The 17011-nt window shown below is 64.0% G+C and carries 17 protein-coding genes; 10 read left to right on the forward strand and 7 right to left on the reverse strand.

Features of this window, described 5'->3' with window-relative positions; all coding sequences use genetic code 11:
- A complete protein-coding gene (locus tag VGH98_02990; GenBank protein HEY2374918.1) occupies nucleotides 1-411 on the reverse strand; it encodes a nuclear transport factor 2 family protein in 411 nt (136 codons plus the stop codon).
- Between the two features lie 362 nt (nucleotides 412-773).
- Here VGH98_02990 and VGH98_02995 point away from each other — a divergent pair, with 362 nt between their 5' ends.
- The 3 genes from VGH98_02995 to VGH98_03005 are packed head-to-tail and all read left to right on the forward strand — an operon-like array spanning nucleotide 774 to nucleotide 3538.
- A complete protein-coding gene (locus VGH98_02995) occupies nucleotides 774-2045 on the forward strand; it encodes a hypothetical protein (protein ID HEY2374919.1) in 1272 nt (423 codons plus the stop codon).
- 12 nt (nucleotides 2046-2057) lie between these two features.
- A complete protein-coding gene (locus VGH98_03000; GenBank protein HEY2374920.1) occupies nucleotides 2058-2681 on the forward strand; it encodes a YceI family protein in 624 nt (207 codons plus the stop codon).
- Nucleotides 2678-3538 carry a hypothetical protein gene (locus VGH98_03005; GenBank protein ID HEY2374921.1) on the forward strand — a complete coding sequence of 287 codons (861 nt, stop codon included), beginning with the start codon at nucleotides 2678-2680 and terminating at the stop codon, nucleotides 3536-3538. Before VGH98_03000 ends, VGH98_03005 begins: the two co-directional genes overlap by 4 nt.
- On the opposite strand, the gene VGH98_03010 is transcribed toward VGH98_03005, so the two are convergent.
- Nucleotides 3530-4456: an AraC family transcriptional regulator gene (locus tag VGH98_03010; protein ID HEY2374922.1), complete on the reverse strand. Its 927-nt coding sequence runs from the start codon at nucleotides 4454-4456 to the stop codon at nucleotides 3530-3532. The two genes, VGH98_03005 and VGH98_03010, sit on opposite strands and share 9 nt — an antisense overlap.
- Before the next feature lie 176 nt (nucleotides 4457-4632).
- Between VGH98_03010 and VGH98_03015 the strand changes: the two genes are divergently transcribed.
- Nucleotides 4633-4986, forward strand: coding sequence for a plastocyanin/azurin family copper-binding protein (locus VGH98_03015; protein ID HEY2374923.1), 354 nt, complete (start codon nucleotides 4633-4635; stop codon nucleotides 4984-4986).
- 222 nt (nucleotides 4987-5208) lie between these two features.
- On the forward strand, nucleotides 5209-8097 hold the full coding sequence (locus VGH98_03020; protein HEY2374924.1) for a TonB-dependent receptor: 2889 nt from the start codon (nucleotides 5209-5211) through the stop codon (nucleotides 8095-8097).
- A gap of 64 nt (nucleotides 8098-8161) precedes the next feature.
- Here the strand turns inward: VGH98_03020 and VGH98_03025 are convergent, their stop codons facing one another.
- Nucleotides 8162-8776 (reverse strand): sigma-70 family RNA polymerase sigma factor, encoded by a 615-nt coding sequence (locus VGH98_03025; protein ID HEY2374925.1) that lies wholly within the window; start codon nucleotides 8774-8776, stop codon nucleotides 8162-8164.
- A gap of 218 nt (nucleotides 8777-8994) precedes the next feature.
- On the reverse strand, nucleotides 8995-9618 hold the full coding sequence (locus VGH98_03030; GenBank protein ID HEY2374926.1) for a methyltransferase domain-containing protein: 624 nt from the start codon (nucleotides 9616-9618) through the stop codon (nucleotides 8995-8997).
- A gap of 290 nt (nucleotides 9619-9908) precedes the next feature.
- On the opposite strand from VGH98_03030, the gene VGH98_03035 reads away from it, so the two are divergent.
- From VGH98_03035 to VGH98_03055, 5 genes are all read left to right on the forward strand, one after another.
- On the forward strand, nucleotides 9909-10061 hold the full coding sequence (locus tag VGH98_03035) for a hypothetical protein (GenBank protein ID HEY2374927.1): 153 nt from the start codon (nucleotides 9909-9911) through the stop codon (nucleotides 10059-10061).
- Nucleotides 10062-10205: 144 nt separating this feature from the next.
- The gene (locus VGH98_03040; GenBank protein ID HEY2374928.1) at nucleotides 10206-12737 is read left to right on the forward strand and encodes a protein kinase; all 2532 of its coding nucleotides are present in this window, start codon (nucleotides 10206-10208) and stop codon (nucleotides 12735-12737) included.
- Nucleotides 12734-13816, forward strand: a complete 1083-nt coding sequence (locus VGH98_03045) for an MBL fold metallo-hydrolase (GenBank protein ID HEY2374929.1) — start codon at nucleotides 12734-12736, stop codon at nucleotides 13814-13816. The genes VGH98_03040 and VGH98_03045 overlap by 4 nt, the downstream gene beginning before the upstream one ends.
- A gap of 215 nt (nucleotides 13817-14031) precedes the next feature.
- Nucleotides 14032-14334, forward strand: coding sequence for a hypothetical protein (locus VGH98_03050; GenBank protein ID HEY2374930.1), 303 nt, complete (start codon nucleotides 14032-14034; stop codon nucleotides 14332-14334).
- 51 nt (nucleotides 14335-14385) lie between these two features.
- Entirely contained in the window at nucleotides 14386-15261 is an 876-nt protein-coding gene (locus tag VGH98_03055; protein HEY2374931.1) for an alpha/beta hydrolase, read from the forward strand.
- Nucleotides 15262-15276: 15 nt separating this feature from the next.
- On the opposite strand, the gene VGH98_03060 is transcribed toward VGH98_03055, so the two are convergent.
- The 3 genes from VGH98_03060 to VGH98_03070 are packed head-to-tail and all read right to left on the reverse strand — an operon-like array spanning nucleotide 15277 to nucleotide 16994.
- Nucleotides 15277-15567 (reverse strand): DUF6510 family protein, encoded by a 291-nt coding sequence (locus VGH98_03060; GenBank protein ID HEY2374932.1) that lies wholly within the window; start codon nucleotides 15565-15567, stop codon nucleotides 15277-15279.
- A 35-nt stretch (nucleotides 15568-15602) separates the two neighbouring features.
- Nucleotides 15603-16367 (reverse strand): ferredoxin reductase, encoded by a 765-nt coding sequence (locus VGH98_03065; protein ID HEY2374933.1) that lies wholly within the window; start codon nucleotides 16365-16367, stop codon nucleotides 15603-15605.
- Nucleotides 16368-16994, reverse strand: coding sequence for a sulfite oxidase-like oxidoreductase (locus VGH98_03070; protein ID HEY2374934.1), 627 nt, complete (start codon nucleotides 16992-16994; stop codon nucleotides 16368-16370).
- Nucleotides 16995-17011: the final 17 nt, after the last annotated feature.

Here is a 17011-nt window from a genome sequence, read left to right on the forward strand (position 1 = left end):
TTACATCCGGTGATCGCGTCCAAACGGATCGCCAAGCAGCGACTCCGTGTGCAGAGCACAGAGCCACTGGCCACCCCGGTGAACCCACGTCGACGCGTCGGCCGCCTCGAGGGTGAGCGGCTTTCCGTCCACCGTCAGCTTCTCCGTCACCTTGTAGGCGATGATCGCCACGCCGCCACTCGGAAAGCTCACGTTAGGCTTCGCGAAGCTGAACTCGCGCAGTGTCCAGGATGGCGACTCCATCATCTTTTCGAATGTGGCGCGATCGACGGCGCCATGCCCCTGGGCACCCGTCACGATGCACGGTTCGTCGATGAGGCTCGACGCGGCCTTCGCGTCGCCGTCGCGAATGGCACTCCAGAATCTGGTCTCGAGGTCGACGATCTCCTGCTCGAGTGTGGCATTGGACATTGTGGCCGGGGTTGAAGTCGTTGGATTTCGCCTAACGCGGTGCGCGCAGCATCAGGCCGTCCAGCGCGTGCTGTAAGCCTGCTGCAAGTTGCGGGTCCGCCGCAATGCCTGTCGCGTCGAGGCCCGACCGGCGATCGGAAGGCTCGGGCTTGCTGTCCCTACGAGCAACGCCCCATCTCGCGGACTTCCACAAATGGTCAGTAGGCGAATGGCCGCCTCCATCAAAACAGCAAGAATGTTCAAGACTGGAGCACCGATCCGTTCAAGACCGCGGCGGCCGATGCCCGCACCTTTCTCGGGTCAAACCAACGCATGGAGAAAAGGTGCGCTCGCTCAAATCGATCATCACTCGCGCTGCCGTCGTGGAACTCATAATCGCGGTGTCAACCCTCGCGGGCTGCAGCAGCGACCGCGTGAGCGCGCCGCAGCCGATCGTCACGCCGCCGTCAACGACGGTCGACGTGGCATTTTGCGCCGGTCTCGAACCGAGCTGGGTTGCCTTCCAGGACGGCAATGGCGCGTGGACGCAGGCAGTAGCCGTCGTCGCCGGTCGGAGGCTGACCTTCAGCCACGCATTCGCCGCCGATCACGGCGCGATCGCGACGGTGCGCGTCCTCGGCAACGGCCTCACGTCGATCGCCGTCCAGTACGGTGTGGCGGCGGAGCTCTCGCTCGTCGGCGACACGACGCCCAGTCATTGCAGCTTGGCCGCGCCGCAGACGTTGTTAGGATCGGTCGCCGGTATCGACACCAACGAGGTCGCGACGATCAACGCCGGGTTCGGCACGCGCGATCTGGTGGCGCTCGGCGAGGGCAGCAACACCTTCGCGCTCCCGTCACTCATCGCCGGGCCACAGGACATCCTCGCGACGCGGATATCGCGCGTCGACGGAACCAACGTGCTGACACGCGTCATCCTTCGTCACACGCCGGAGCTGGCCGACAGTACGACGTTGCCCGTGATCGACTTCAACTCCGCCGAAGCGTTCGCTCCGGTCGTGGCACATGCGACGATCAACGGTCTTGGACCCGAGGGCGCGCAGTCGCGAACACGACTGCGCACGGCGTTGAGCCAGAGTCAGCTCTCCTTTCTTGCGAGCTCGGAGACCGCATCCGCGCGAACGTTCTACGCGATCCCCGCGGCGCGACTCGAGCAAACCGACCTCCAGGTCCTGAGTGTCACCGCGAACCCCACGCTCACGACCGGCATTCGCTCGGCCGAGGTGTACTTCCGAGCGCCCGTTGATCAGACACTAACACTTGGCGCGCCCGCGACGGTGCCGGCGTTGAGCACGATTGCAACGACGCCATCGTTGCGCTTGCGCGCCAGGTTCGACACACAGCAGGATTACGACCGCCTAACGGAAATCACGTATCAGCAAGGTCTGAGCACGATCGTTACCATCTCGATGACGGCGGCATATGCAGCCCTCGGTAACAGCGGGTACGACCTGATCGTGCCCGATCTCTCGAACGCCGCGGGCTTCGACGCGCGATGGGCGCTCCGCGCCGGTGTGCCGGTGTCCTGGTCCGCCGCGCGGATGGGCGGCACGCTCGGCCTTGGACAGAACGCAGTACCCGTGGTGGGCTCGACGGTCCGAACGAGCATCGTCTCCAACGAGTTCACGCCCTAACGAGAACTGATCATGCGAACACGAGTCACTCTCTCACGAAGCCTGCGCTATCTGCTGGCATGGACGCCGACGATCGCGGCCGCCCGGGCGCTTCCGGCGCAGCGTCCTGTCTCCGATGCGGTGCTGCAACGGGGCTCGCTCAGCTTTCTCGGCCACGCGACCGTCGGAGACTTCGTCGGCGTGACCAGCAGCGTCACCGGCGTGATCATCGGTGGTCGCGACTATTCCGTCACGCGCGGATTCGTCGAAGCATCGGTCCGAACGCTGGTCACGGGGAACGAACGTCGGGATCGGGACCTGCGCGAGTCGATGGAAGTCGCTCGTTACCCGATGATGCGTTTCGATCTCAGCGCGGTGACGCCGGTCCCGTCGGCATCTGTGACTCCGGACTCCATCGCCATGATGCTCCATGGTGCGCTGACCATCCATGGCGTGACGCAGCGCGTGGATCTCGCGGCGCGGGTGACCAGAGCTGGCGATACGACGCGCGTCACGACGCGCTTTCCGCTCGATCTTGGAAGCTACGACATACGTGGCTTGACGAAGATGTTCGGGCTGCTGCGCATGCAGAACGAGATCGAGGTTCGGGTGGATCTCCTCTTCCTGGACGCGCCGACGCAGTGGGCGAATCCATGAATCGCGTCAGCGTGGCAGCGCTGCTTGGCGCGTTAGGCGCTGCCATGGCGGCAACGCGGGCAGACGCGCAGTGCCGGCCCCCGGCAAACAGCCACGAAGCGCGATTGCTCGCGTTCTACGAGTCACCCATCGTCTTCTCGATGGCGGGAGCGCCGGAGCGGCTCGCGGCGGGAGATCTTCGTCTCGGCGGCGAGTTGGTTCCCGTCCCATCGCCCGATCCCGCGTTGCAGCGTCCGAATTACTGCTACGCGAACACGATGAATAATACCAAGCTCGCGCCCGTCTTCGGCCGGCCACGTCTCACCCTCGGGCTACCCGCCGGTTTCGCGATCGACGCAAGCTATCTGCCTAACGTGACCGTCTCGTCAGCGCAGGCGAGCCTCGTGAGCGTCGCGGTCACGCACACTGCATCGATGCCACTTGCAGGTGAGCGCATTGCGTTGGTCGTACGACTTGACGGCACCGGGGGTCAGGTGCGCGGTGCGATCACCTGTCCGCGAGCGAGCTTGCAGACGATCGACGAAAGCGTCCCGTGCTACGGCACGCAACCGTCGCGCGACACGTTCCACCCCAACTCCTTCGGGCTCGAGCTCGCTGCCGGAACGCGCGCCAGCGAACGCGTTGACGTTTACGCCGGTGGCGGCGTGCGATCGCTGCGTCCACGCTTTCAGGCAGGATTCAGCGACGCGCTGGGGAATGTCGATCGCACGACCATCGACGTCGACCTCGTGCGCGCGACCGCCTTCGCCGGTGTCACCGCGCGCGTGCGCGATCGTATTGCTCTGTCGGGACAGCTCTACATCGTGCCGGCCGACGTGACCACCCTCCGCCTCGGCGCCCAGTACACCTTACGCTGAGCGCCGGCGCCGTGAATGCAACAACATGCCTGGCGTCATTCCATAGTGGCGCTTGAAGAAGCGCGTGAAATGCGCCTGGTCCGCGAAGCCAGTACGCAGTGCTACATCGGACAGCGAGGCGTCCGGCGAATCGAGCAGGCGGCGCGCGCGCTCGAGGCGAAGCGTCATGAGGTGCTGGTGAGGCGCGCGACCGACCGACTCCTTGAACGCCCGCGCGAAGTGGGCCGGAGAGAGTCCCGCCTCGCGAGCGAGCGTGTCGATCGTCAGATGTGCATCCGGTTTCGTATCCATCAGCTCGAGGATACGGCGCCTAACGGCTGGCGCGAGACCGCCGCGAATACGTACCGGCGCGGGCTTCGCGACGCCCGCCTGTTGCACGAGCTGAATGCCGAGCGCGGTCGTCAATGTGTCGACGAAGGCGAGGCCATTCGGCGTTCCGTCGCCGGCTTCGTTCGCCAACGCGCCCAGGATGTGCCGCATCTGCGCACCGCCGATGCCATACGCACGACGAAGCGCGATCGGCGTGGCGTTGTCCTCGTTCATGGTCACCAACCGATCGAAGCGCAGTGGATCGATCGAGACTCGTACGTACGCGTGGGGACCGGCGGCGCGGACCCGAAGCGAGAATCCCTGTCCCGCCGGATTGAGCCACGCCATACCCGGTTCGAGGGTCACTGGCCGATACCCGTTCGCCTCCTTCACCTCGATCGTGATCGGACGCTCGTCGGCGTTCACGCCGAGGTAGTGATGCGCGAACGTGACGTCGTCGACCTCGGCGACGTCGTTGCGACCGGCCTCGAGCAGCACGCCTGGCCAATCGAGCGCCTGCGCCGTCGCGACACTCCGCTCATCACGGACGGAAATGATCCGTCGCGGACCGTGCCGGTCGAACAACGGCACGATGCATCTCATTCGCATGACCACCGAAGCTCCTTACTCATCGAGCAGAAACGTTCAAAGAAAATGACGTGGTTCGTTCAAGACCCACGGGCTGGGTGAAGAGAACTTGCTCATCAACAAGGAAGACGCGATCAGGCTGAGAAATCATCCTGACTTTGCTCACTCACAGACGATCAGAATCAGGAGATACTTCGATGAGATCCATGAGAAACGTGCTACTGGCCATCACGGCGGCCATGCTGGCGGCATGCAGCGGAGGATACGGCGGAACGACATCCCCGATTCCCAACGACGGTCACACCATTGCGGCCACGCCGGCGCTGACCTTTGGCCCCTCGTCCCTCAGCGTGAACGCGGGCGACGCCGTGACCTTCGCCTTCGGATCGGTCGCGCATAACGTCTTCTTCGACGCAGCGACGGGTGCTCCCGCCGACATCGACGGGCTGAACGCCAACGTATCCGTCCAGCGCACGTTCACGACGCGAGGGACGTATACCTATACCTGCCACATCCATCCTTCGATGCACGGGACGGTCGTGGTGCAGTGAGAAGGCTACGATGGCTGTCGCCGGCTCGACATCGGACGAGCCGGCGCGGCGCCGTCAGCGACCTTGGCAGCGCCGTGTAGGACGGCGACGGACAGGTAAAGCTTTCTTAAGTCGCTCGTCCGTCACCCATTCGTTACGCCGCCGTTGCAGCGTGCACGCACGAGCGCGACGAGCGAGCCATAGCTCTCACTCCTCTGAACCCTGTCCCACGTCGGAGGAGCCATGTACCAAGACCCCTGCTCGGCTCGGCCGAGCGCACGTCGTACGGGCGTGCGCCTCGGATTGGCGATCGCCATCGCACTCGCAGGTTGCCTTGCGAGTCCGTCGCGTGTGAGCGCGCAATCGACGGCAACACTGGTCGGGCGCGTCACCGATTCCACCGGAACGACGATCACGCACGCGGTGCTCCACGTCGTCGGCACGTCGCTCACCATCCTCACCGACGCGAACGGTGGGTATCGTTTCAACCAGGTGCCAGCGGGAGCTCAGCTCCTGATCACGCGCGCCTTTGGCTTCACACCCGACACACAGAGCGTCACCCTCGCTGGCGGAGCGACGGTCACGAGAAACCTGACGCTGCGTCCGTCGACGCAGCGGCTCGCGGAAATGATCGTCCGGGAGTCGCCGCGCATGGCGGAAACGAAAGCCGCGGCGCTCGCGAAGCAGCAGAACGCCGACAATCTCGTGGCGGTGCTGTCAGGCGACGAGATTCGCGCGCTGCCGAACTTCAACGCCGCCGAGGCCGCGGGCCGCATTCCCGGCGTGTCACTCGAGCGCGACGAGGGGGAAGGAAAGTTCGTGCAGGTACGCGGGACGGAGCCGCGTCTCTCCAACGTGACCATCAACGGCATCCACATTCCGGGCACCGAATCCGATCGCATTCCGAAGCTCGACGACGTTCCGTCGGACCTTCTCGCGGCGATCGAGGTTTCAAAGACGCTCACGGCCGATCTGGACGCCGACGCGATCGGGGGCTCGGTGAATCTCGTGACGAAGACGCCCGAAGGCCGTCCGCGTGGTTACCTCGCTGGCCAGTACGGGCAGATCGATCTCCTGTCGCGGAATACCTATCAGGGCGGATTCACGTACGGTGGCCGCACCGGGCCCGATGAGAAGCTGGGCTTTCTCCTGGGCGGCTCGGCCGACCGCAACAACCGCGCGATCAACGACGTCGAACCGGCGTGGGGCATGTATGATGCGCCGAGTGGCTCGTCGGTCTCCGCACCTAACGAATGGAGCAATCGAGACTACCTCTATCAGCGCGAGCGCTACGGCCTCGGCGGCGACCTCGATTATCGCCTCGACGCGACCAGCGACGTCTACGTGAGAGGCCTCTGGAGCCTGTTCAAGAACTACGGCCGGCGGTGGGTTTACGACCTTTCGGGAGACGCCGCGCCGACCTCACCAACCGCCGGTACTATCCCGGGCGTCGGACTCGAGCGCACGTCGGAATTCCGCACGCCGCTCGAACAGATGTGGGCCGGCGCCGCCGGCGGGCATCACGACAACGGACCGTGGACGTTCGATTATAGCCTGAGCGTCGCCGGCACCAGCCAGCGCGAGAAGAATCACCGCTCGGCGACCTTCGCGTACAATGGCCCCGACATCGATCTCGATTACGCCGCCAGCAACCCCGAGTATCCGCAGTACCATTACCAGTCGGCCGGTGATTCCGTCGCCGCGAACTCCGCGGCCAACTACACGATGAGCGGATACTCATTGGGCGATCAAGTAACGACTGGGCGCGACATCGGCGGTGGCGCAAATGCGCTGTTGCACTATGGCCTGGGCGACAATCAGAGCCAGTTCAAGGTCGGCGTTCGGTATCGCTACGAGCGGAAGGACGTCACCGATCAGCAACTGACGTTCAAGGACATCGGCGGCCCGCTCTCGTTGGCGCAGGTCACCGATGGCTTCAATGATCCGAACTTCTATCGACGCCTGGCATCCGGCTACACGATCGCGCCGGTGATCGATGTTTCCGGCGTTGCGGCGTACGAGAACGCGCATTCGGCCGACTTCACCCAGACACGCAATCCGGCGAAGGATTCGCTCGGCAGCTTCTACGGCGGCGAAAAGATCTACTCCGCGTACGGCATGAACACCACCGACTTCGGCCAACTGCGGGTGAACCTCGGCCTTCGTGTCGAGGCGACGCGCGCCAGCTATCTCGGGCACATTTATTTTCAGCCGACCGACGCGTCGGGCAACTCCACGGGCGCGCAAACGCTCGAGCAGGTCACGGGCTCGAAGAGTTACACCGATCTCTTTCCAAGCGCACAGCTGCGATACGCGGTCGATCCGGAGACGAACTTTCGACTCGCGATCACACGCGGGATCGCGAGGCCCAATTATCCGGATCTCGCGCCGAACCAATCGGGCATGACCTGTCCGACGTGTGCCAACCAACCGTCACTGAGCGGCTTCACGACGGGGAATCCCAATCTGGTCGCACAGCGCGCGTGGAACTATGATTTTCTTGTTGAGCACTATCTAAATACAGTCGGTGTCGTCTCCGGTGGCATCTTCTACAAGAAGCTGAGCGACGTCATTCTCACGCGGCGCATCACGTACGAGGGTCCGGGCCCGTTCAACGGCTACGTCGGATACGCGCCGGACAACGGCGGCGACGGCTGGCTCTACGGCGCCGAATTCGCGTACACGCAGCGCTTCGTCTTTCTTCCGGGTCGGCTCGCGGGACTCGGCTTCGACGGCAACTGGACCCACACCCAATCCCAGGTGCTCGTCGATCCGGATGCCGGTCGTAAGGCGCCGCTTCTGCGCCAGTCGCCGAACATCGGCAACGCCTATCTCACCTACGATCAGTCGCCCTTCTCGGCGCGCATCGGCTGGACGTACAACGGCGCGATGATCGACGCATACGGCGACGGCACGCCGACGGCAAACGGCGACAACTACTTCTATCCGCACGCGCAGGTTGACGGCTCGATCGTGTACAACGCCACGAACGATGTCCAGCTGCAGTTCATGATGCTGAACATGAACAACGCCGTCTTCGGATTCTACCAGGGCACGCCGGGCCACGAGTTCAGCTTCCAGCGGGAGTACTACGGGCCGACCTTCTTTTTCGGTACGAAGATCGGACTTTGATGGATGATTTAGTGGTTGGTGATTGGTGATGGGTGCTTCGCGACTCATCACCAATCACCAACCTCTACTTCTCCATTTCCCGCCTCAGCCATGCTCTCGCAATCGCCCATTCGCGCTTCACCGTCGCCGGTGACACGCCCAGCGCTTCGGCGGTCTCCTCGATGTTCAAGCCGCTGAAGTAGCGCAGTTCGACAAGCCGGGCTTGGTCGGGATCGAGCGCCGCAAGTCTTTCGAGCGCGTCATTGAGCGCGAGGACATCCACGTCCCCGTCGCCGCCGGCGTATTCCTCACTGAACGCAATGTCGCCGAGGGAGAGTGCTGACACGCCGCCGCCGCGCTTGGCTGCCAGTCGAGCGCGCGCGTGATCGACGAGAATCCGGCGCATCAACTGCGCGGCGACGCCGAAAAAATGGGCACGGTTCCGCCAATGGACGCGACTCTGATCAACGAGTCGCAGGTAGGCTTCATTCACGAGTGCGGTCGGCTGCAGGGTATGCACCTCTCCCTCGCGCCGCATCGCACGTACTGCCTGACGATGCAGCTCGGCATAGATGAGGCGGAGCAGACGGTCGCTCGCTGCCTCGTCGCCCGCCCGCCAGGCGAGGAGGAGTTGAGTGACTTCAGACGGCGCGGTGTCGGACGGCGCCGAGGATTCGTCTGGCGATGAAGGCGACGGCACGGTGACTCGGCCTTACGAGTGGCGAGGGAAGCGATTGGCCAGAGCGCGACGATACGATCAGCGCTCACACGCGTCAAGCAAGCCGCGGCGAGGCAGTGACGGTCGGGAGCGCCAGACGTCGACGTCGCGTGAAGAGGCCGGGCGCGAGCGCAAGCGTGGCGATGGTGACTGGAACGATTCTGAAAGATCTGCAGCAATGGAGCCGTTGCGACGCCGCGTCATGTAACCTCCGCGGCTTCGAGCTCGCGAGCCGGGCGCGGCGCGCGGTGGGCCGTGGCCGGCTGGCCCTTGCGCAAGACCGTGATGAATTGTGGCGTCAGCAGCAAATCGAGAGTGCTGCGAACGACGCGAAACGATGTTCCGGCAAGGAATCGGCGTAACCTGCGCGGCGAAAGCTTGTGCACGTGCAGATCGCGGGCACGCAGCGGATTTCCAAAGAGCACGATCGCCGTCGGTACCACGTACAGTCCGCGAATCGGCTCGGCGGGATACACGAGTAAGAGGCGTCCGCCGGGCTTGAGCACACGGTCCATCTCTCTGAATGCAAGGCCGAGATCGGGAATATGCTCGATCGCGTGAAAGGAGTAGATCTTGTCGAACGCCGCATCGGCGAACGCCAGCGAGCGCGCGTCCATGTTGTGGAGGTCGCCGGTGACTGCGTTGGCTATCGCTTGCGGATTGAGGTCGATTCCAGTCGTTGCCCGCGCAACGCGCTGTATGCGCTGCGTCAGGAAGCCACGGCCGCATCCGATCTCGAGAATGCGATCGGTCATTCGCGGGCGTAGAAATCGTTCGACGCGCCGTGCGTGCCGTGTCACCTCGATGGGTTTGTTGCAACGCATATCGCCGCGATCTGTAATCCATCGGCATGTGCTCTCCTCGTTGGCTCTCTCGCTAACGCGGAGGAACGCTGGAAACTGGCTCAAAAAACGCCGTTGCGTGCGTACGGCGCCATCGGCACGCTAGCCCATTCCTGGGAGCTCGCGGCTCCATTCGGTGGTGTGCGATTATCCAAGGTGCGAGGCACGCAGGGACGGTCACGTTCGAGTCGAACGGATTTGCATTCGTTCAGAGTGGACGACGGCGGTCGGTGTGGGCTCCGATAGCGGGTGACCCGTTAGGGTACGGAGCGATGATGAGCGACTTCCTCGGCGCCTTGCAAAATGCAACATCGCCGCGCTTCACCCTGGAGATGACCCGACTCGATCTCGCGTTGCTCGAGGCAACTGCGCTGTGGATGGCAAATGACATTATCATCGCTGAGCCGAGGTCGACAATTGCTTGACCCCTCCGTAACACGCCCGTATCGTAGCTTTATCGTAGTCGCGGTCCGGTGGCTCTTTCCAGGCACGTACGGGTGATGTCTTCATCGCAGTCTTTGTCGCCGACGACATCTCCGGAGGCGGCTCACATCGGCAACGAGCCCGCTATGACACCTGAGCGTTGGCGTCAGGTGAAGGGCGTGCTGCACGAGGCAATGGAGCGGACGGCAGCCGAACGTGCGGCGTTCCTCGACGAAGCGTGTCGCGGCGACGTCCCATTGCGCCGCGAAGTCGACTCGCTGCTTGCGTCGAATGACCGCGTGGAGACGAGTGAGTTCCTCGAGAACCTTCCTCCGCTCGTTCAGAGCTTGACGAGTGCAGAGCGGGCCAATGAGTCTATGCTCATGGCACAGCTCTCTGCTGCTCTCGGTGACGACTATCTCGTCGAACGCGAGCTCGGTGGCGGTGGCATGTCGCGCGTTTTCGTCGCTCACGAGCGCGCGCTCGATAGACAAGTGGCGGTGAAAGTGCTCAGTCCCGAGCTGGCGCATCGCGTTTCGGCCGAGCGGTTTGAGCGGGAGATCCGTGTCGCGGCGCGGCTGCAACAGGCGAACATCGTCCCCGTTCACCGAGCGGGGGAAGTCGGCGGCCTCGCATTCTACATCATGCCATACGCCGGCTATTCGCTTCGCGAGCGGATCGTGTCCGATAGCGCACTGGCGGCCGCGAGCGCGCTCGGCATTCTCAGAGACATCGCCAAGGCACTCGCTTTTGCGCACGCGAGGGGCGTAGTTCATCGCGACATCAAGCCCGAGAACGTTCTTCTTTCCGGGGGGACGGCGGTCGTTACTGACTTCGGTGTCGCGAAGGCGATCACCGTTGCTCGTTCTGGCGTCGATGGTACGTCGTTAGGCTCCGCGAGCATCACGGGCGAGGGTATCGCGCTCGGCACGCCCGGCTACATGTCACCCGAGCAGGCAGCTGGCGATCCAGATGTGGGGCCGGCGACCGACGTGTATTCGTTTGGTGTCCTCGCGTACGAGCTCATCGCGGGCATTCATCCATTCGCGGACAAGCGCGGCGCGGCCGAGCTCATGGCCGCGCAGGTGTTGGAGACGCCACGCCCGATCGGCGAATTGCGCGTTGCTACGCCGCCGGCACTCGCATCGCTCGTGACGTGCTGTCTGAAGAAGGACCCGAGCGCCCGCTTCGCGGACGGAACGGAATTACTAGCAGCGCTCGAGGCGCTCGAGCTGCCGTCGTTGGGTATTCGGGTCGCTGCGCGGGAGGACGTGCCGTCGGTCGCCGTACTGCCGCTGGATAACCTCAGCGCCGACCCGGAGAACGAGTACTTCTCCGACGGCATCGCCGCGGAGGTGCAGAGTGTGCTCGCGCATATGCGCGGTGTGCGTGTTGCCGGTCGCACGTCGTCCTTCGCCTTCAAGGGTCAGAACGTCGATCTGCGGACTCTGGCCGAACGCCTCGGCGTGCTCCACCTCCTCAAAGGCAGCGTGCGCCGAATAGCCAAGCGGGTCCGTATCGATGTCGAGCTCGTGCGCGCTGCAGACGCAATCACGCTCTGGACGGCCCGCTACGATCGCGATCTCGCCGACATTTTCGCCGTGCAGGAGGAGATCGCGCAGTCGATCGCGGTTGCGCTCGAGCGCACCCTGTCAACGGGAGAGAGGCTGGGCGCCGTGATTGCAGGAACGACGCATAGTCGTCGCTCGGTCGTCAATCCCGACGCGTTCGAGTTGTATTTGCGCGGCCGCCAACTCGTCGAGCGACGTGCCGAGGGAATGCACGAGGCGTTGCGCTGCTTCGAGGAAGCGGTGCGACTCGCGCCGGATTTCTCGCCGTCATACGCCGGCATCGCGTATGCCCTGGTGGAATTCGGCATCTACCACGCGTTGCGTCCGCGCGATGCCTTCCCGCGAGCGCGAGAGGCGGCCGAGCGCGCGCTGGCCCTCGACCCGACTGATGCACTGGCGCTCGTTATGCGCGCGCACACCGCCTTGTGGTACGAGTGGAGTTTCGCCCGCGCCGAGACGAGCGCACGTCGCGCACTCGAGCTGGCGCCGGGTTTCTATCTTGCTCATGACTGCCTCGCCCTCGTGCTGGCCGCGCAGGGTCGCTTCGACGAAGCGATCGAGGCGATGGAGCGTGCCCGGTCGCTTGATCCATTGTCGGAGTACGCGGCGTACGATCTCGCGTGGATTCTCATCCTCGCGGGCCGATGGGAGCACGCGTTGCAGGAGCTCGAGCCGGCGGTCGCGAGGCATCCGCAGGCAAGTGAGCTGCACCGCGCATTCGGCTTCTGCTTGCTCTATGCTGGCCGCGTGCCCGAGGCTCGCGCCGAATTCGCCCGCGTGTTGGAGCTCAATGCCGGTGATCGCTGGGGAACACCGAATCTCATTCAGCCGCTCGTCGCGCTCGGAGAGATCACGGAAGCGCAGCACCTGCTGAGCGAGATCGAGCAACGTGCACCGCACGAGCCCATTCCCACGGTCGGGATCGCGATCGCGCACCACTGCCTCGGAAACGACGAGCTGGCAATCGCCTGGTTGGAGCGCGCGGTCGAGGCGCGCGACTACTGGCTCGTTATGCTCCAGAACGACCCCTCGATGGCGGGCTTGCATGGCGACCCGAGATTCCAGTCGCTCATGCGTCGCGTCCGAGCGGAAGCCGACGCATCGTGAAGGCCATCGCCGCCGCCCTGATCGTCATGGCGGCGACCGGTTGTATTCGACTCACGGGTCCGGCCTCCGCGCTGCATCCGCTCCCGCGGGACTCGACACTGACCTGGCGGACGTGCGAGGCCGAAAGCCCGTGCACCTCCACCGTGCAATTCACGTATCTCGGCGTCGGCGGATTCCTTATTCGCGCCGGCGACGAAGCAGTGATGACCGCACCCTCGTTCTCGCATCCCGCGTTGATGGCGGTGGCGACACCGCTCTGGCCGATTCACTCCGACAGCGCGGCGGTTGACCGAGAGCTGCGACGCTATCTCGGGCCGAGCCTCGCGCCGCTCGCGAACGTGCACGCGATCCTCGTTGGGCACTCGCACTACGATCATCTCATGGACGTTCCGCTCGTCGCGCGGCGGTATACACCCCGGGCGACGATTTACGGAACGCTCACGACGAAACGGATTCTCATGGGCGATGCGTCGATGCGCGCGCACCCGAGTCGCATCGATTCACTGTTTCCAACGGATAGCGTGGTCGCGACGGCCTGGCATGTGGGGCGGTGGATCTACTCGCCGAGCCGGCGCATGCGCTTCATGGCCGTGCATTCGAGCCACGCGCCGAATTGGTGGTTCATCACGATGGCGCGCTGTCATGCCGCGCACGATCGGACGTCGCTGCCGCGGACGGCATGGGGCTGGTGCCTCGGTGAACCCGTGTCGTACGTCATCGATCTGCTCGACGACAGCAGTCATCCGATGTTTCGCATCTTCTATCAGGATGCAGCAACGCAACCGCTCGACGTGACGCTGCCGCCGTTCACTGGCAATGACCGGCATTCCGTCGATGTCGCGATCGTCTGCGCCGGCAACTTCAAGAAGGTACCGGATTATCCGACGCTACTTCTCGCCGCGCTGCGGCCGAAGTACGCGATTCTTGGCCACTGGGAGGATTTCTTTCACGACCAGGGCGACGCGCCGTCGCCGGTACGTCTCACCGATACAAAGGAGCTCGCGTCGAGACTCGATCGGCTCGGGCGTGAGCGTTGGGTCACGTTGGTGCCTGGAGGACAGGTAATGGCCGAGTACTAGCAAAGAGCTCTCTTTCGCAAGCGCCTCCGAAGCGTTGGCCCAACATCCAATGGCGTATTGCCTCTACCCGAGAAATTTGACATTCCGACGCTGATCATCCATGGTGACGATGATCAGATCGTGCCGACCAGCGTTGCCGCAATCGGGCGGCAAAGGCGATCAAGAAGGCGACCTACAGGATGTACGCTGGCTCCATTCAATCGTGAGGCATCGGCATGATGAGCGATCCGCGGCGAGACGTGGCGCACGAAGTCGCCAATCGGTTGCGCCGGCGAGGCGTACACCTAACGGGACACGAAACGGACGACGAGCTGGTGCGCGTCCTCGAAGCAGTCGAACGTTTCGAGGCCATCGTCGAAGAGCTCGGCGGAGACCTCATGGTCGACGAGCCGGTCGACGACGGTCCGCCGCGGCAACCCGACGACGAGCGATTCGTTCTGCCACGGCGACACGGCAACGAGTCCGTAGACACGTTCGTTACGCGTATCGTTCTCGCGACCGACCGAGCCGCCGAGTAGCATCACGGAGTCGTCGATCGAGGACTGACTCCACCCGCGAGGCTGAGAACCATGACAGCGACGACCCAAACGCCGGCCGCCGGCACGGCAACGATCACCGATCACGAAGCACAACAAGTCGATGGAGCCAACAAGACAGGGCTCCAACCGATTGTCTTCGTTCACGGTCTCTGGTTGCTGCCGAGCAGTTGGGATCGCTGGGCTACGCTCTTCGAGGAGGCGGGCTACACGGCGCTGACGCCCGGCTGGCCCGACGATCCGGAGACGGTCGCCGCGGCGAATGCCGCGCCCGAGGTATTCGCGCACAAGTCCGTCGGCCAGGTGGCAGATCATTTCGAGGCGGTCATTCGAGGGCTGCAGCGAAAGCCGGCGGTCATCGGGCATTCGTTTGGCGGTCTGCTCGCTCAGATTCTCGCGGGGCGCAATCTCTCAGCAGCGGCAGTCGCCGTCGATCCCGCGCCATTCCGCGGTGTGTTGCCGCTTCCGATCTCGGCGCTCAAGTCGGCATGGCCGGTGCTCGGAAATCCCGCGAATCGAAATCGCGCCATTCCGCTCACCTTCGAGCAATTCCGTTTCGCGTTTGCTAACGCCGTGAGCGAGACGGAGGCGAAGCAGTTATATGAGACATTCGCGGTACCCGCCTCTGGGACACCGCTCTTCCAGGCGGCGACGGCAAATCTCAATCCGTGGACCGAGGTGAAGGTCGACACCAGGAATCCGGAGCGAGGCCCTCTCCTCATCATCTCGGGTGAGAAGGACAATACGGTGCCATGGTCCATCGCGCACGCGTCCTTCAAGCAGCAGAAGCATAACGATGGCGTCACCGAGATCATCGAGATGCCGAACCGCGGACACGCGCTGACGATCGACAGCGGATGGCGCGAAGTCGCGGACACCGCGCTGAAATTCGTGAAGCGGTTCGTGTAGGTCCGACGCCGAATCTCAGACCTGCGCCGCTGGCGTCGGCGTCTCGGGTATCATCAGAAACGCAATTCCCGAAGCGTCGAGACGGACCCATCCCGGCGTGTGCGTCATGCGCACGACTGCCGTGTCACATGTTGGACAACGGAGCACGACGCCCATCCCGTGCCCATACTCGAGCAGCGTCCCCATCGGCGCGACCGATCCGCATCCCGCACACCGCGCCAAGGCGGCGGTGACTTCCAGCGCAAAGACCTCGCGCAACATTCCGCCGGCAGCGTTTCCGTCGAGACGCATTTCTTCGGTCTGCATGCTCCCCTCCCTCCACTTTACTTGATCCGTCGGTATCACCCCGTCGGCCCGAATCGCTCCGTGCGAATCCGCGACGGAACGTGGCCGATCTCGACGAGCAGATTCGCAACACTCTCGACCAGCGGCGTCGGCCCGCAGACGAACACGCGCGGCGATTCGTTGGGTGGCCAGCCGACTTCCTCGAGCATCGCGCGATCGATGCGCCGCCGATAGCCGCCCCAGCCGGCCGGCGCGTCTCGCGTTAATGCCAGCGAAACCCGCGCATCGACGCGCGACCCCATCTCCAACTCATCACGGTAAATCACATCATCCAACGTGCGGGCGGAGTAGAGCAGCCTAACGGGGACGTCCGCGCGTAGCTCATTCGGTGCGGCGGCGTAGTGACGCATCATTGCCATGAGCGGCACGATGCCCGAGCCACCGGCTACGAGGAACAACGGGCCGCCCTGCGCCACGTCCCAGACGAAGTAACCACCGATGGGTCCACGGATCTCGAGCCCATCGCCGACGCGGAGGACGTCGCAGAGATACGGTGAGACCTCGCCGTCATCGAGACGCTCGACGGTCAGCTCGAGCGATGGGCTCTCCGGCGGCGACGCAATCGAGTATGAACGCTGCGCTTGATAGCCGTCTTCGGCTACGAGACGAACATCGACGTGCTGACCGGCGCGATGTCCCGGCCATAGCGGCACGTCGAGCACGAGTGTGCGCGCGCGTCGTGTCTCGTTATGCACTTTGGCGACGGTCGACACCAGCCACTCGAGTCGTGGCGGCGCTCCCACGGCGCGGAGATCCGTCACTCAGGGATCGCCCTGATATCTCTGCTCACGCCACGGATCGCCGCGGTCGTGATATCCCAACTGCTCCCAGAAACCGGGCCGGTCCTCGCGCAGCAACTGCAGACCGCGAACCCACTTTGCGCTCTTCCAGAAGTAGAGATGGGGGACGAGCAGCCGCGCTGGTCCGCCATGCTCCGGTGGAAGCGGAGCGCTGTCGTAGCCGAACGCGATCCAGGCCTTTCCACCGGTCACGTCGGCGAGCGGCAGGTTTGTCGTGTAGCCGCCGTCCGAGAACGCCATGACGTATGGCGCGTCCTGCACGCCCGCTGCCAGAGCAGCGTTGAGCAAAGTATCAACCGATATGCCTTCCCAGCTCGTATCGAACTTCGACCACTTGGTCACGCAATGAATGTCGACGTTGGGTGTCTCGTGCGGAAATGCGCGCAGCTCGTCCCACGACCACCGCACCGAACGGTCATCGACGCCTTTGATCGTGAAATCCCACTTGGCGAGCGGCGTTCGCGGCGTCGGTCCGGCAGAGAGTACTGGAAAGTCGCGCGTCTCGTATTGTCCGGGCGGCAGGCGACCCGGAGTCGCGGGCGCGCGGCGGCTGTGAAAGCCGCGCGCGATGAACGGTGTGTCCGCCATGCCTTTAGTATGGCACC

This window comes from Gemmatimonadaceae bacterium (genome assembly GCA_036496605.1).
In the GTDB taxonomy this organism is placed as follows: domain Bacteria; phylum Gemmatimonadota; class Gemmatimonadetes; order Gemmatimonadales; family Gemmatimonadaceae; genus AG2.